The sequence below is a fragment of the Promicromonospora alba genome (assembly GCF_042654905.1).
GTDB lineage: Bacteria > Actinomycetota > Actinomycetes > Actinomycetales > Cellulomonadaceae > Promicromonospora > Promicromonospora alba.
The window spans coordinates 739,951-755,624 of sequence record NZ_JBHSFI010000005.1; the positions used below are offsets into that span (position 1 = coordinate 739,951).

Genomic DNA, 15,674 nt, shown 5'->3' on the forward strand with positions numbered 1-15,674 from the left:
GCAGGCGCTCGACGGATCCAGGTGCCGAGACGTGTCAGTCCCAACGAAAGAACAGCGCGGCGGTGACGACACCCGCCACGGTGGTCACGCCGAGGCTGATCAGGTGCGCCGGCTCGACCGGGCTGCCGACCCAGGCCGCGGCCAGGGCCTCCACGGAGGCTCCGAAAGGAAGCCACTCCCCCAGCACCGCCAGCGGCTCCGGCAGCGAGGAGCGTCCACCGAACATGCCGCCGAGAGCGCCGAGGCCGAAGAAGGTGACGAGCCCGATCGCCACCGCGGAGTTGGGCGTGGGCGCGACCGCGGCCACGATCATGCCGCCGGCGTACATCGCCGTCATCGCCAGCAGATAGACCCCGACGGCCGCCCCGAGGTCCACCGGACGCTGAGCACCGAAGCCGAGGAACGCCACCGCGAGCGCCAGCGTCAGTCCGACGAGCGCCTGCGCGACGCTCACGACGACCTGCGCGACGAGGACCATGACCGGCGAGGCAGGTGTGGCGGACAGCCTGCGCAGGATGCCGGCGCGCCGGTAGTAGGCCAGGAAGCTGGGCATGTTGATGATGCCGATGGTGGCCAGGACCATGGTGAGCACCAGCGGCAGGACGTAGACCTCCAGGACGGTGAGCCCGTCGGCCACGACCTGGTCGCCCGCCGACTGAGCGCTCGTCACCAGGATCAGGAGGGGCAGCAGCAGGGGGACGACGAGGCCTGCCGTGTCCCGCACGACCATCTTGGCCTCGCACACGATGAGGGTCAGCCAGGCCTGCGCGCCTGGCCCTCGGGTCTGTACGGCGGTGCTCATTCCGCGACCTCCAGCTCTTTTCCGGTGAGTGCGACGAACGCGTCGTCGAGGTTCTCGGCCCCGGCTCGCGCGACCAGGCCTGTGGGAGTGCCGACGGCTATGACACGGCCGTCGTCGATGAGCACCACCTGGTCGCAGAGGCGTTCCACCTCCTCCATCGTGTGGCTGACCAGCAGGATCGTGACGCCTTCGGTGCGCAGGTGCTCGATCGTCGCCCACATCCGGCGCCGGGCACGGGGGTCGAGGCCTGTGGTGAGCTCGTCGAGGATCACCACGCGGGGACGCCCCGCGAGGGCGAGGGCTATCGAGAGCCGCTGCTGCTGGCCGCCGGACAGCTTCTCGAAGCGCACGGCACGCTGTTCGTCGAGACCGACCAGCTCCAGCAGCTCCCCGGCCAGACGTGGGTCGGGGTAGAAGGTGCGGTAGAGCCCGATCAGCTCGGACACGGTGAGGGCTCCGTGCAGGGTGGCCTCCTGCAGCTGGACGCCCAGCACCTGGCGCACCTTGGCGCGCTCGCGCTGCGGGTCCATGCCGAGCAGGCTGACGCGGCCGCGGTCGGGCTTACGGACGCCCGCGATCATCTCCACGGTGGTGGTCTTGCCTGCACCGTTGGTGCCGAGGACGCCGACCACCTCGCCGGGTTCCACCCGGAGGCTCACGTCGTCGACCGCCACCTTGTGGCCATAGCGTTTGTGCAGGTGCTCGGCGTGGATCGCCGGTTCGCCTCTGCTCGTGTCTCCGCTGCTCATGCCACCGGACGCTAGGCGGCCCGCACGGGCCGGCGCGTGTGCCGATGGTCAGGGATGTGCACCATGACTTTCGGCACGGGCGGACCGCCGTGGTCCGCCCATAGGGTGGATCTCATGCGGCGGCTGGACACGGACGGGTGGTCGGGGCTGGTGATGCTCGCCGTGTCCGTCGCGGTGGCCGGTCCTGCCCTGCTCGGCGTCGTGGACCCCGCGATCCCTCGTGGCTGGTGGACGGTCCTCTTTGCCGTCGTGATCGTCGCCCTGCTCCTCGCCCTGTTCCGCGAACGGCCCGACCCGGCCGGGTACGGGCTCTTCGCGGCGGCGGTCGTCGCCTCCTGGGCGGTGGTGCTGACGGCACCGCACATGGGGCTCCTGCCCGTCCTGCTCGTCGTCACCGCAGCGGTGAGCGTGTACCTGGTGCCGCTGCGAGCGGGCTTTCTCGTCGTCGGGCTGAACACCGCGGTTCTCGCGGTCGCCATGGCCCTCCACGGCCGGGACGCCGTTGACGCCCTGGTCACCCTCGGTTTCTACCTGCTCATCCAGGTCGCGACGGTGCTGAGCTCCGCCACGCTCATCCGCGAGCAGCGGCTGCGGCGCGAGCTGAGCGAGGCGCACATCGAGCTCCGTGCCGCGTCGGCGCTCCTGACCGAGTCGGCCCGCACCGCCGAACGGCTGCGGATCTCGCGCGACCTCCACGACCTCATCGGACACCAGCTCACCGTGCTCACGCTGGAGCTGGAGGCAGCGCGGCACCGGGAGGGCGAGCAGGCGCGTGAGCACGTCGACCGGGCGAACCGTGTAGCACGCGATCTCCTCGCCGACGTCCGACTGACGGTGAGCGAGCTGCGGACCGCGCCGTCGGACCTGACCGCCGCGCTCCGCCAGGTGGTGCGTGGCCTACCGGACCTCGAGGTCACCGTCGACGTCGGGGCCGACGTCCAGGTCAACGAGGACCAGGTCGCAGCCCTGGTCCGCGCGGTGCAGGAGATCGTCACGAACACCATCCGGCACGCCGACGCGCGCGAGCTGTGGATAGAGGTGGCCGCCCGGCCGCCCGGCGTCGTCCTGACCGCCGTCGACGACGGCAGGGGGTACCGCGAGCTCGTGCCCGGCAACGGGCTGCGCGGCCTCACCGAACGGTTCGAGGCGCTAGGCGGCGACGTGGAGTTCGACGGCGCCGACGGCTTCCGCGTCACCGCGCGGGTACCGGCATGACGGGGAGCCTGCCTGACGGGGGCCTCGGCACGACGCGGGTAGTCATCGTCGACGACCAGACGCTGGTGCGGCACGGCATCCGCACGCTGCTGGAGATCGCAGCGGTCGACGTCGTCGGAGAGGCCGACGACGGGCAGGCCGCGCTCGACGTCGTGGACGCGACCAGGCCGGACGTCATCCTGCTCGACCTGCGGATGCCGCGCTTCGACGGCCTGTGGACGCTCCGACAGCTCGGCGAGCGCGGCATCGACATCCCCGTTCTCGTCCTCACCACCTTCGACGACGACACCCTCGTCCTCGACGCCCTGCGGGCCGGCGCGCGCGGGTACCTCCTCAAGGACGTCACGGTCGAGCAGCTGACCCGGGCGGTGCGCACGCTGGCGGACGGCGGGACGCTCGTCGCGCCGTCGATCACCAGCCGGATGCTGCGTGCCGTCCGCGCGGTACCCCCGGCGTCCGGCAGCGACGCGCTGCCCGTACAGCCGCTCACCGAACGCGAGACCGAGGTCCTCCGGCTCATGGCCGAGGGCTACACCAACCGTGAGATCTCCAGTGCGTTGTCGCTCGTCGAGGGCACCGTCAAGAACCACGTCTCGACGATCCTGCTCAAGCTCTCCGCGCGGGACCGGACCAACGCCGTCCTGCGCGCCCTCCACCTGGGAATCCTCGGCTAGGTCGGTCCGGCCAGGTCGAGACGGCTAGGCGCTCGCGCGCACCACCAGCTCGGGGGCGAGCACCACCTCGCGCGACGTGCGGCCGGGCTGGGCGATCTCGTCCAGGAGGAGCCGGGCCGCGGCGGTCCCGATCTCCGCGATGGGCTGACGCACGGTGGTCAGCGGCACGGCGGCGACGGCGGCGAACGGGATGTCGTCGTACCCGACCACCGCGATGTCGTCGGGGACGCGAATGCCCGCGGACGTCAGGCCCGCGATGATGCCTATCGCGTGCAGGTCGTTGCCGGCCACCACCGCGTCGGGCCGGCGGTCGGGCGGCAGGTCCGCGAGCCGCAGCCCCACGGCGGTGCCGTCGGCGAGGTCGAGGTCGGGTGCACGGACTATCTCCAGGTAGACGCCCGGCGTCTGCCCCACCGCGAGCCGGCAACCGTCGAGACGGCGCTCTACCTGCCGCACGCCCTCGGGTCCCGCTGCGAAGAGCAGGCGTCGCCGCCCGGCGTCGAGCAGGTGCTGCGCGGCGAGCCGGCCGCCCTCGCGATGGTCGAGCGAGACGGACGACAGGCGGTGCTCCGGGTCCTCGTGGTCCACGAGGACGATAGGGGTGCCCTGGTCCCGCCGTCGGCGCAGCGGCTCCAGGTCGTCGTCCGAGGGCGAGACGACGACGCCGTCGAACCGGAGCTGCTCGAACAGGTCGAGGAACCGCTTCTGCTGGACCGCCGACTCGTGCGTACTGCCCACCACCACGGCGAGCCCGTTGTCCGCCACCAGCTTCTCGACCGCCGTGGCGATGCCGCCGAAGTACGGGTTGGAGGCATTGACGAACGAGGCGCCGACGATCCCGCTGGGCCGGCCGCGGAGCTGCCGCGCGGCCATGCTCGGCACAAAACCGAGGCTGTCGATGGCCGCCGCGATGCGTTCCTTCATCGCCGCCGAGACCCTGTCCGGCCAGTTGAGGAAGTTCGAGACCGACGCCACCGACACCTCGGCCTGGCGGGCGACGTCATAAATCGTTATTGGGCCTTCGTCGCTACGCCGATTCACGTCTCCCATCTCATCACGGACCGCGGCCGAAGACGGCGCAATTAATCCCTACCAGCAGAGCTCGCCGCGATTCACTAGGGTCCGAGGGTGCGTATCGAGACCGACGGCCGCCCCGCGACGGCGGCAGAGCTGTTCAGCACCTACGGCCATTTCACCGCCATGCAGGTGCGCGACGGTGCGGTCCAGGGGCTGTCGAACCACCTCGACCGGCTCGACGCGGCGCACCGCGAGCTGTTCGGGCGCGAGCTCCCTGGCGAGCGGATCCGTGACCTGGTGCGGCACGCCCTGGCCGGCACCGCCGATACCGCCGGCACCGCCGATGCCTCCGTGCGGGTCCTGCTGCGCGACGCCGAGCGGGTCTCGGTGTCGGTCGCCGAACCGAACCGTCCGCCCGTCGCCCCGCAGCGGCTGCGGTCCGTCCAGTACCTGCGCCCGTTCCCGCACCTCAAGCATCTGGGCAGCTTCGCGCAGCTCGAGTGGGCGCGCCGGGTCCGCCTCGACGGGTACGACGACGCCCTCCTCACCGCGCCCGACGGCGCCCTCGCCGAGTCGTCGATCGCGAACATCGGGTTCCTCCGGGACGACGGCGCCGTCGTCTGGCCGGACGCGCCGCACCTGCACGGCGTCGCCATGCAGCTGGTCGAGGCCACCACGCCGTCGACCCGGCGTGTGGTGCGACGCGACGACGTCGCCGCGTTCGCGGGTGCGTTCCTGGTCAACTCGATAGGGGTCGTCGCCGTCGCCTCTATCGACGACGTGCCGCTCCCCGCGCCCGGGCCGCTCCTCGGCGGAGTGGTCGAGCGCCTCGCCGCGGTCCCGTGGGAGCGCGTGTAGGCGGAAGCCCGCGTCAGCCGGCGGTGTTGGTCGCCTCGAACTTCTGGCGCGCCCTGGCGATCTCCTCCTGGTGCTCCTCGGACCAGCTCACCAGGGCCTGCGTGGTGCCGAGCAGCGTGCGGCCCAGCGCGGTCAGCTCGTACTCCACGCGGGGCGGCACCACTGGATACACGGTGCGCCCGACGAGGCCGTCCCGCTCGAGGTTGCGCAGGGTCACCGTCAGCATCCGCTTGCTGATCCCGTCGATCTCCCGGACGAGCTCCCCGAACCGGAGCGTCTTCTCGTCCAGCAGCGCGATCACCAGCAGGGACCATTTGTCGGCGATCCGGTCCAGGATCTGCCGCACCTGGCAGTCCTCGCGGGCGTCCCACTGGAAGGGGTCACGGTCGAACCTGCACGCCTCCGCATCCTCCCGGCCGACGGGCTCGGTACCGACGTGCTTGGTTCCCTCGAGGTAACCGGGTGACGTCAAAGTGCCTTCTTGTGCCATCCGTCGATCGTGCCCAAGGATCGTCATGGTTACAAGTGGTAACCGTGCGGGACTTTGAGCGAGGAGATCCTTGTGACAGACGTGCGAGATTCCGTGCGGCCGGCGGGAAGCCCGTCGGTGGGCGCTGCACGAACCGGCTGGGGAGTGCTGGCCGTCGTCTGCGGTGCGCTGTTCCTCGAGGGGATCGACATCGCGATGCTCAACGTCGCGGTGCCGGCCATCGCCGCCGACATCGGCCTGGCCACGGCTGACGCGCACTGGGTGATCAGCGCCTACGTGCTCGCCTACGGCGGCTTCATGATCTTCGGCGGGCGCACCGCGGACCTCCTCGGCCGACGCCGGACGTTCCTGGTCGCCCTTGCCGTGTTCGTCGCCTTCTCCGGGCTCGGCGGGCTCGCCGACGACGCCTGGGTGCTGATCGTCGCCCGGTTCGTCACCGGCGCCACCGCGGGGTTCATGACGCCGGCGGGCTTCAGCCTCCTGACGACGAGCTTCCCCGAGGGACCCCTGCGCGACCGAGCGCTGGCGATCTACGGCGCCATCGGCGCCGGCGGGTTCACGCTCGGTGTGGTGGCGGGCGGCTTCCTGACCGACGTCGGCTGGCGCTGGGTGTTCTTCGCACCGGTGATCGTGGGCGTCGCGCTCTGGATCGCCGGGCGGGCCGTCATCCGGCCGGACACCGTTTCCGAGCTGCCGCGCCGCGGGTTCGACCTGGGCGGCGCGATCACCCTGACGTCGGCGATGGTCGCGCTGATCTACGGCGTCGTGGCGATCGGTGAGGGCGAGACGGCCACTGCCGGGGTCGTGTCGTTCGTGGCCGCCGCGGTGCTCGTCGGCCTGTTCGTGATCATCGAGCGCCGGGTGGCGGACCCGCTGCTGCGCCTAGCGGTGCTGCGCGAGGGGCTGCTGTTGCGGTCGAGCGCCGCGGGCCTGCTCTTCATCGGGGCGTTCTTCGCGTTCCAGTTCCTGATCACGCTCTACCTGCAGGAGTTCCAGGGCTGGTCCCCGATCGCGACGGGCCTCGCGTTCGCGATCATGGGCCTGGACATGATCCTCGCTCCCCTGATCACGCACCGGTTGGTCAAGCGGTTCGGCAACGCGCCGGTGATGGTCGCCGGGCTGCTCGCCGGCGCGGTGGCCTTCACTCTGGCGCTGCGTATCGAGGGCAGCTGGGGATACCTCGACCTGCTGCCGTCGCTCGTGCTGATCGGTGTGATGTTCGCGCTGGTGTACGGGCCGCTGACGGCCGCGGCCACCGCGGGCCTCGACGAGGCCGAGCACGGGGTGGCCGGCGGCGTCGTCTACACGGCGTTCCAGTTCGGTGCGGCGCTGGGCGTCTCGATCGCCACCATCGCGCTCGTCGAGGGGCACGCCGCGGACGCGGACTGGTCGGACTACCGGCGGGCTCTGCTGGTTCCGGCGATCGGCGCGGCCCTGGCACTGGCCCTCGGCATCTCGACCTGGGTCCGCACCCACCGGCCGGCCGCGGCGACGCGCTGACGGCCCCGGAGGTCCGCTTCCAGCAAGCCCTTGCGCATGCTTCTGCACCCAGGAGCATGCGCAAGGGCTTGCTGGAAGCGGACATCCTTGCGCCGCCGAGCGGCGGGTGATTCCCGGATAAGTTCATCGGGCTGACGGAACCCGTTCATCGGTGCGTGGCCGGAGGGATCGATCGTGTGCGTGCGCCGCCGTCGGACGGCGGCGCGACGGCGTGCAATCCGCGCCCGCCTCCCCCGCACACGAGGAACCCCCATGAGTACAACGACCCCGAATCGCCGGTGGTCCAGGTCCCTGGCCGTGGCTGTCGCCGCGGCCACCCTTCTGACAGCGCTGCCGTCCGTCGCCCAGGCGGACGAGCTGACCCTGACCGACACGGTCGAGGACGTCGGCCCGGGTATCAGCCTGCGGCACCTGAAAGCGGTGGACAAGGCGGGCTGGTACGACGCCCGCTTCCTCACCGTCGACCTCGCCGAGGACGCCGTCAGCACCGACCTCCTGACGGCCGGCCCGGTCGCGTCGGCCGGGCCGCTGACCGCCGCCGCCAACCGGGCGGGCGCCGTCGCGGGTGTCAACGGCGAGTTCTTCGACATCGGCAACAGCAACGCCGCGCTCGGCGGCGAGGTGCAGGACGGCGTCCTGCGCAAGTCCGCGGACGTCGGCGGGCGTGAGCACGTCGGCGTGAGCCGCGACGGGATCGCGCAGCTCGTCGACCTCGCCGTCGACGCGAGCGCCGACCTGGCGGGCGCCGCGCACGACGTGCTGTCGGTGAACGCCGCGAACGGCGGCGGCGTGCCCGCGAACGGCATGGTCGCGTACACGCCGGTGTGGGGCGAGTACAGCCGGAACCGCGGGTTCACGGGTGTCGCGGCCGACCGGATCGCCGAGGTGGTCGTCGACGACGGCGCCGTGGTGTCGGTCGCGCCGTCCGGTCCGGCCGGCTCCGGGACCCTGCCCGAGGGCGGGTTCGCCCTGGTCGGCCGGGACGGTGCGGCCGACGCGCTGCGTGCGCTCACGCCGGGCGACCCGGTGTCGCTCAGCTACGGGCTGGCCGACGACGCCGCCCGTGACCTGGAGTTCGCGCTCGGCCACGGCGGCACGATCGTGCGGGACGGCAAGGTGGTCGACGGCCTGCAGACGTCGATCGCGCCGCGCACGGCGCTGGGCTTCAAGGACGGCGGACGCACGCTCGTCCTGGCCACCTGGGACGGGCCGGGTGGCACGGGCAAGGGCGGCGTGGGCATCGACAAGGCGGCCCGCGACCTGGTCCGGATCGGTGTCGAGACCGCGGTCAACCTGGACGGCGGCGGTTCGACCACCATGGTCGCGCGGGCGCTCGGCGACCAGGACGCGACCCTGCGGAACGTGCCCTCGGACGGGCACGAGCGCAACGACCCGAACGGCGTGGGCGTCTTTGTCGCCCCTGGTGACGGGCGCCTGCACGACCTGCTGCTCGCGCCGGCCCCCGGTACGGCCTCGGCCGACGGCGACGTCAAGGTCTTCCCCGGCCTGCGGCGCACCCTGGTGGCCAAGGGCGTGGACGACCACGAGACGCCGGTCCGGGTCGACCCGGACGACGTGCGCTGGGACGCCCACGGCGCGTCCGTGGACGGCGGTGTCGTCCAGGCTTCCGAGAAGGCCCGCGGCGAGATCGAGGTCACCGCACGCTCAGGCCGCGAGCGCGACGCCCTCGACGTCCGGGTGCTGGGTCCGGTCGACGACGTCGAGCTGTCCACCGACCGCCTGTCGATCGCCGACGCCGCGTCGTCGTCCGCCGTCACGGTGGGTGTCACCGGACGGGACGGGCAGGGTTTCACCGCGCCGATCGAGGCGGACGACCTGGGGCTGGACTACGACCGCTCCGTCGTGCGCGTCGAGCCGACGGCCGGCGGGCTCCGGATCACCCCGCTGAAGGACGCGGCCACGATTCTGACGGTGTCCGTCGCGGGCCAGGAGGTGCAGCTCCCGATCACGATCGGCGTGCAGAACGTCACGGCCTACGACTTCGACGACGACGTGCTCGCCCGCTGGCGCAACAACAGCACCCGCGCGACGACGTTCTCCGTGGACCCCGACGGGCTGCGGGTCGACTTCGAGGGGATGCGCAACGTCGGCGTCTCCGCGGCGTCGGCGGCCGTGCGCGTCCCGGTGCCCGGCCAGCCGCTGCGGTTGCGGGTGCGGCTCAGGTCCAGCATCGCGGTGCCCAGCGGGCTCACCTATGTCGCCTACGTCGATGCCACCGGCAAGAGCGGCGGCGTCTACGGCACCGGCCTGACGGCGTCGGACGACTGGCAGCAGGCCACGTTCACGCTGCCCGCCGCGACGGCGTACCCGATCTCGGTCTCCGGCTTCCAGGGCATCAACACCAATGCCGCCCTGCAGAAGCCGGGCACGTTCGTCCTGGACCGCATCGAGGCCGACGTGCCGACGTCGATCGAGCTGCTCCCGCGCCCCGACCTGGAGCCGGACCCGCTCGTCTCGGCCGACGGCGCGGGGCTCGACGGCCGCGACGCGTGGAACTTCGCCACGCTCTCGGACGTGCAGTTCACGGCCGACAACACCGAGCTGACCCAGGTCGCCACCACGGCGCTGCGCACGATCCGCGCCACGAAGCCGGACCTCGTGGTCCTCAACGGCGACATCACCGACCGCGGCCTGCCGCAGGACATCGCGCTGGCCCGCCAGGTGCTGGAGGACGCCGGGTGCGACCTCGTCCCGGTCGGCGCCGAGCCGCCGTCGGGCAGCACACCCGACCCGCGCACCGGCACCGTGCCGTGCTACTACGTGCCGGGCAACCACGAGTCGTACGGGCTGAACAACACGCAGGCGACACTCGACCCGTTCGTCGCCGAGTTCGGGCAGCCGTACCGGACGTTCGACCACAAGGGCACGCGGTTCGTGCTGCTCGCCAGCTCGTACGGCACGCTGCGCGGCACGGAGTGGGACCAGCTCCCGATGCTCCGCAAGGCGCTGACCGACGCCGAGAAGGACAGGTCGGTCAGCAACGTCGTCGTCTTCGCCCACCACCCGGTGGCCGACCCGGGCGACACCGCGGCCAGCCAGCTCGGCGACGGCAACGAGGTGGCGCTGGTCCAGAACCTGCTCACCGGGTTCCGGGAGCGCACCGACAAGGGCGCGGTCATGGTCGGGTCGCACGCCCAGATCGTGGACGTGCACCGGGAGGAGGGCGTGCCGTACGTGGTCCTGCCCTCGTCGGGCAAGAGCCCGTACGGCACCCCGGACCGGGGTGGCTTCACCGGCTGGGTGAACTGGTCGGTGGACCCGGGCCAGGACGCGGACGAGCAGTGGGTCGAGGCAGACGTCCGCGCGTTCGCGCAGTCGGTCACGCTGACCGCGCCCGAGACGCTCGAGGTGGGTGCGACAGCGCCGCTCAGCGGCAGCGTGGTGCAGCCGAACGGCGTCGCCCCGGGCACGCGGGTGGTGCCGCTGCGCTACCCGATGTCCGTGCACTGGAGCGGGTCGAAGGACCTGGCGATCGGCACGGGCGAGCGCGCGGTCGAGGCGGCCCGCCGGGCCGGCAAGACGGCGGTGCTCGACCCGGAGACCCGCACCCTGACCGCGCTGCGTCGCGGCGAGGTGACCGTCTCGGTCACCAACGACGCAATGCGGCCCTACTCCGGCGACGCGTCGCTCGCTCCGGTCACGACGTCCGAGACGATCCAGGTCGTCCCGGCGGCGAACGCGGGACCGCGCATCACCGCGGAGGCCCCGGTGTTCACGGCGCAACCCGTGGGCACCCGCGGCCAGGTGCAGAAGGTGACGATCACGAGCACGGGCACGGCGCCGGTTCGGATCCGCTCGGCAGACGTCGTGGACGACGAACGGCACGGCCCGTTCACCGTCGAGCACGACCGCTGCGACGACCGGACCCTCGCCCCGGGACGCACCTGTGAGGTGTGGGTGCGGTTCGACCCGGTGCGCCCGGACGTGACGTCGACGGCGGAGCTCGTCCTGGGGACGAACGGCGTCGACCGCACGGTGACGGTGCCTCTGACCGGGACCAGCACCAGGCTCACCTGGCGCTGGGACGACGACGGCCCGGCCCGCCACTGACCTGCCGATGTAGAACCAGGGCGAGGTAGAACCGTAGCGGCGCTACGGTTCTACCTCGCTGCCGTTCTACCTCGGCAAGGGGTGCCGGTCAGTCGCAGAACTCGTTCAGCTCGAAGTTGCGCACCACAGTCTCTCCCCCGACGATCCGCGCGTACTTCCACTCGGGTGGGTACCCGTCCGCCGAGGCGTGCAGCGTCAGGCGGTTGTTCGAGACTCCCATCCAGCGGGCATACCTCCCCTTCCACCCGGCCACGAGCGTGACGTCGTACTCGGACCCGTCGACTACCACGAAGGCGCCCTTCAGCGGGACGGTCTCGTCGTCACAGGTCACGCCCGTCACCGTGCCGGCGATCCTGCCCCAGCTGGGCGGCGGGGTGACCTTCAGCGACACCCGCGCACGCGGCTCGTCGTAGGGCGTGCTGCCGTACGCGATGACGCGCGCGGTGTAGGTGCCCGGCTCGTCCACGCGGCTGCTGTCGAGACCGACCCGCACCTTCGCCGACTGACCAGGCTCCAGCCTGAACGTCGGTGGCTGGATGTCGAGCCACGGCGCGTCGACCGCGGCGTCACCCGTCACGTTGAGCACCATGTGTAGGTCCGGGTAGCCCATCTCGGCAGCCGTGATCGGCTCGGAGGAGACGCAGTTCCCCGCAAAGTACGACGGCGCCGTCTCTGGCTTGGCGTTGGTGCCGATGAAGAACGTGGCGTCGTAGCCGACGACCTCGACGACGAGCGTGCTGCCCGCCGACGCGGTACCGGTGACCGGAACGTCCACGATCGTGAACCACTGGGACCGCAGGGTCACGTTGGACGTGCCCAGCCGGGTCATGTTGCTGTACTCGAGCTCTCCGTCGAGCTCGTACAGGTTGACCGTGACCTCGGTGCCGTCGTCGACGCTTGCGACGCCGAACGACACGTTCGTCACGGCGAACTCGCCCTCGATCTCGAAGTCCTCCAGGGTGAAGGTCCGCAGCCAGCTCGTTCTGCCGCGCTCACAGGCCACCGAGCCGCCCAGGGTGCTGATGTCCTGCGACGTCGAGTGCGTGATGGTGGTGCCCTCCGCCAGGAGGGACGGCGGGGCCGATGGCGTCACCGACCTGCCCGGACGCTCGCGATTCCGGACGAGACCGTCGCCGTCGTTCGCGGCGGTACCCCGGGCGCTCTCGGCCCCGGACCCCGACACCGTGCTCACCACTGTCACGTCCCCGGTGGCACCTCTGAGAGCCTTGCCGCCGGTCGCCGACCCGAGGGGCGTGAAGCCGGACAGCGCGGGAGCCACCTCGACGTCCGCGGGCGCGGTGCCCTCGTTCGTGACGGTGAACGTGCCCGACTTGGTGCCGCCCAGCTCCACCGTCCGCCACAAGGCCTCGGGCGTGACGGTCAGCAGCGGGGCCGCGAGCTTCACACCCTTCCGGACGAGGGCGTCGTCGACGACCGTCACCGTCACGTTCGTGGACTTGTAGTCCTTCGCCGCATAACCGATCCGCCGCGCGCCGACCTTCGGCGAGAACAGCGAGTAGTACCCGCGGCCCACCCTGGGGTTCGCCGGGTCGAACGTCTTCATGCTCTGCTTGCCGACAGTCACCGTGGCGCCGTTGAGGCTGTCACCGGTGTTGCGGTCCTTGACGAACCCGGCCACGAGGCCGCCGTCGACCGGCGTGCACCCGCTCAGGACGACGTTGTCGACCTGCCACACCCCCGCGCGCCCGCGGGCGCTGTAGTGGAACCGGACCCGCACGTCGGACTGACCGCCCGCGTTCCAGAGCACGGCTGTCGTGCGCCCCCGGGCGTCGGGCATCTGGTACGACAGCTGCCAGCTCTCGCCGCCGTCGATGCTGTAGGTGACGTCGGCGACGACGTCGTCGTTCCCCGGTAAGGACTGGTCGAACGTCAGGCCCGGCGCTCCGACCTCGGACAGGTCGTAGGACCGCGTGAGCGCCGTGTCCTGCACCCCGTCCTCGCCGTAGCCCTCGCTGTTCACCTCGGCGAACAGACCCTCGCCGGCGGTCCGGTTGCCGTACCCGAAGGCGTCGTCGAACGTCCAGACCTGCTCGGTGCCCGCCAGGTCCTCGACCGCCCACCCGTCGGGCACCTCGCCGGACTCGAACTCCTCGACCGCCCCCACCTCGGTGGTCAGGGCGTAGCCGGGAGCACTGCATCCGGCGCTGACGGGCAGCGCGTGGTCCGCGGTTGCCGGCTCGGTGCCCACCTGGACCTCCTGCGAGTACGACTCGTACCCGGTCACGGACGCGTCGACCATCAGCGTGTGCGTCGCGTCCTCAGGCACCTCGATCGAGTACTCCCCCGTGAACGGGTCGGTCCACACCCCGGTACCGATGGGGGCCCCGAGCACCGTGACCCTGGCATCGAGCGGCCAGCCGTGGCCGTTACCGTCGGTGACGGTGCCGCTCACCGTGGTGGTCGGTGCGGCCTCCAGGACGACGTCGATGGTGGTGGTCTCGTCCCGCACGACGACGGCCTGCGCCGTCGCGGAGATGAAGCCGTACGCGGAGACGCTCACCTCGTGGGCGCCGTCCCTCAGGTCGAGGTTGTAGGCGCCCTCGCGGTCGGTGATGTCGTAATGCCTACCGGCCGCGACCCGTGCACCGGCGACCGGCTTGCCGCCGGGCCCGGTGACGGTACCCGCGACGACGCCGTAGTCGTCGGTCGGCGCGAGCTCCAGCAGCTCCCGCACGTCCAGCTTGCCCCTGCCCCATACGTTGTTGGCCGGGCCGCCGTTGCTGCCGCAGGACTCGTCCTCCACGCGCCTGGACGACCAGTTGAGGTAATCCACCGTGAAATCGATGTTGCCGACCAGGCTCGGAGCCGCGCTCCACAGGAGCGCCACAGCGCCGGCGAGGTGAGCGGACGCCATGGACGTCCCGCTGAGCTCTGCGTAGCCGCCGCCGGGTACGGAGGACCGCACCTCGACACCGGGCGCGGCCAGGTTCGGCTTGATACCGCCGGCCACACCGTCGTGCACACCCGGTCCACGCGAGGAGAACGCGGCGATGTCACCGCTCGCCCCGAATGCGCCGACGGCGTACGTGTCGAGATTGGCCGCTGGCGACGACGTCGACCCGCAGCCCGCCGCGCCTTCGTTGCCCGCAGCCCAGGCGCCGAAGATGCCGGCCGCCTCCCAGGCGGCGATCTCCTCGGACATGAAGTCGCTGATGACACCGGGCTCCTGCTGGCGCCATGGGGCGTTCACGATGTGCGGACGCTGCGCCGGATCAGGGTCTGACCCGTCGACCCGCGTCGGCGCGAGGATCCACTGCCCGGAGGCGAGCAGGTCCGCGTCGGAGCAGGTGGCGCAGCCGTTGGCCGCGATCCAGTTGGCGCCCGGTGCGACGCCGATCTGGTTGCCCTCGCCGTCGTCGCCCACCATGGTGCCCATCACGTGCGTGCCGTGCCCGTCGCCGTCGCAGGGCGCGCCGTCGCACGAGTCGCTCGCGTCGAACCAGTTGTAGTCGTTGCTCGGACTCTCGCCTTCGCGGTAGCCGCGGTAGCGCTGCAGCAGGGCCGGGTGCTCGGCGTCGACACCGGAGTCGATGTTGGCCACGGTGATGCCCGCACCGGTGTCGCCCTGGGCCCACACGTCGGGCGTGTTGATCGCGTCCAGGCCCCACTCGGTGGTCAGCGGCGCGTTCTCGGTCGGCGCCTTGCGCGCGGCAGACGCCTTGCGCTTGACCGGCTCGATGCGCTCGGCCGTGAACCGCTCGTGGACCTGCTTCACCTCGCGGCTGGTAGCCACCTGCTTCGCGAGGTCTTCGGTGCCGTCCTCGACGAGGATCGCGTTGCTGATCCAGTAGGACTCGTACTCGGCGCCCGCGGCCTTCAGATCAGCGACGACGTCGGCCTGGGATGCCTTCGCCGTGCTGGTCAACGCGTCGTAGACGAACTGGCCGCGGTCGCCCCAGTCCGCGATGTCCTTGGCCGGCTCCAGGTCCGGCGCATCGGCGAACCGGATCCAGAAGTCGCTGGATTCCTTGGTCTCGAACCGGGTCTGCACGGCGGGCGTGATCTTGTCCGTCGCCCGCTCCGGTATGTCGGGGATATCAGTCGCGACGGCGGGTTGCAGCCCCGCCGACGTCGGCGTATTCGCGAGCGCGGGGGTCACGCCCACCCCTGTTGCCAGCAGGACGCCGACCGCTGCGAGAGCGATGGGCGCGCGTTGCCGTGGCATGCGTCTTTGCATTGGTGCCTCCGGGGTGCAAGCGCCCCGCGCGGGGCGCGAAGACTGGCCCACGAGTGTGGTCCAGATCACACTGTGCGAGCCGGAGGTTCATACGGCAATG

At 71.5% G+C, this 15,674-nt stretch carries 10 protein-coding genes; 5 read left to right on the top strand and 5 right to left on the bottom strand.

Annotated features, from left to right (window positions below):
- Positions 1-34: 34 nt before the first annotated feature.
- Complete coding sequence (locus tag ACFO6V_RS18255; protein WP_377137668.1) at positions 35-802, bottom strand: ABC transporter permease; 768 nt, start codon at positions 800-802, stop codon at positions 35-37.
- The gene (locus ACFO6V_RS18260) at positions 799-1,551 is read right to left on the bottom strand and encodes an ABC transporter ATP-binding protein (RefSeq protein ID WP_377137670.1); all 753 of its coding nucleotides are present in this window, start codon (positions 1,549-1,551) and stop codon (positions 799-801) included. The genes ACFO6V_RS18255 and ACFO6V_RS18260 overlap by 4 nt, the downstream gene beginning before the upstream one ends.
- Positions 1,552-1,665: 114 nt before the next feature.
- Between ACFO6V_RS18260 and ACFO6V_RS18265 the strand changes: the two genes are divergently transcribed.
- Together ACFO6V_RS18265 and ACFO6V_RS18270 are read left to right on the top strand one after the other, a co-directional pair.
- The gene (locus ACFO6V_RS18265) at positions 1,666-2,766 is read left to right on the top strand and encodes a sensor histidine kinase (protein WP_377137672.1); all 1,101 of its coding nucleotides are present in this window, start codon (positions 1,666-1,668) and stop codon (positions 2,764-2,766) included.
- Positions 2,763-3,440 carry a response regulator gene (locus tag ACFO6V_RS18270; protein WP_377137674.1) on the top strand — a complete coding sequence of 226 codons (678 nt, stop codon included), beginning with the start codon at positions 2,763-2,765 and terminating at the stop codon, positions 3,438-3,440. Before ACFO6V_RS18265 ends, ACFO6V_RS18270 begins: the two co-directional genes overlap by 4 nt.
- A 24-nt stretch (positions 3,441-3,464) precedes the next feature.
- On the opposite strand, the gene ACFO6V_RS18275 is transcribed toward ACFO6V_RS18270, so the two are convergent.
- The gene (locus ACFO6V_RS18275; protein ID WP_377137676.1) at positions 3,465-4,481 is read right to left on the bottom strand and encodes a LacI family DNA-binding transcriptional regulator; all 1,017 of its coding nucleotides are present in this window, start codon (positions 4,479-4,481) and stop codon (positions 3,465-3,467) included.
- An 87-nt stretch (positions 4,482-4,568) separates the two neighbouring features.
- On the opposite strand from ACFO6V_RS18275, the gene ACFO6V_RS18280 reads away from it, so the two are divergent.
- The gene (locus ACFO6V_RS18280) at positions 4,569-5,315 is read left to right on the top strand and encodes an aminotransferase class IV (RefSeq protein WP_377137678.1); all 747 of its coding nucleotides are present in this window, start codon (positions 4,569-4,571) and stop codon (positions 5,313-5,315) included.
- A 13-nt stretch (positions 5,316-5,328) separates the two neighbouring features.
- On the opposite strand, the gene ACFO6V_RS18285 is transcribed toward ACFO6V_RS18280, so the two are convergent.
- Positions 5,329-5,787, bottom strand: coding sequence for a winged helix-turn-helix transcriptional regulator (locus ACFO6V_RS18285; RefSeq protein ID WP_377137680.1), 459 nt, complete (start codon positions 5,785-5,787; stop codon positions 5,329-5,331).
- Between the two features lie 90 nt (positions 5,788-5,877).
- On the opposite strand from ACFO6V_RS18285, the gene ACFO6V_RS18290 reads away from it, so the two are divergent.
- Complete coding sequence (locus tag ACFO6V_RS18290) at positions 5,878-7,305, top strand: MFS transporter (RefSeq protein ID WP_377137682.1); 1,428 nt, start codon at positions 5,878-5,880, stop codon at positions 7,303-7,305.
- Between the two features lie 252 nt (positions 7,306-7,557).
- The gene (locus tag ACFO6V_RS18295; RefSeq protein ID WP_377137684.1) at positions 7,558-11,376 is read left to right on the top strand and encodes a phosphodiester glycosidase family protein; all 3,819 of its coding nucleotides are present in this window, start codon (positions 7,558-7,560) and stop codon (positions 11,374-11,376) included.
- 88 nt (positions 11,377-11,464) lie between these two features.
- Here ACFO6V_RS18295 and ACFO6V_RS18300 read toward each other — a convergent pair whose 3' ends face one another.
- Positions 11,465-15,562: a S8 family serine peptidase gene (locus tag ACFO6V_RS18300; protein ID WP_377137686.1), complete on the bottom strand. Its 4,098-nt coding sequence runs from the start codon at positions 15,560-15,562 to the stop codon at positions 11,465-11,467.
- Between the last annotated feature and the right edge of the window lie 112 nt (positions 15,563-15,674).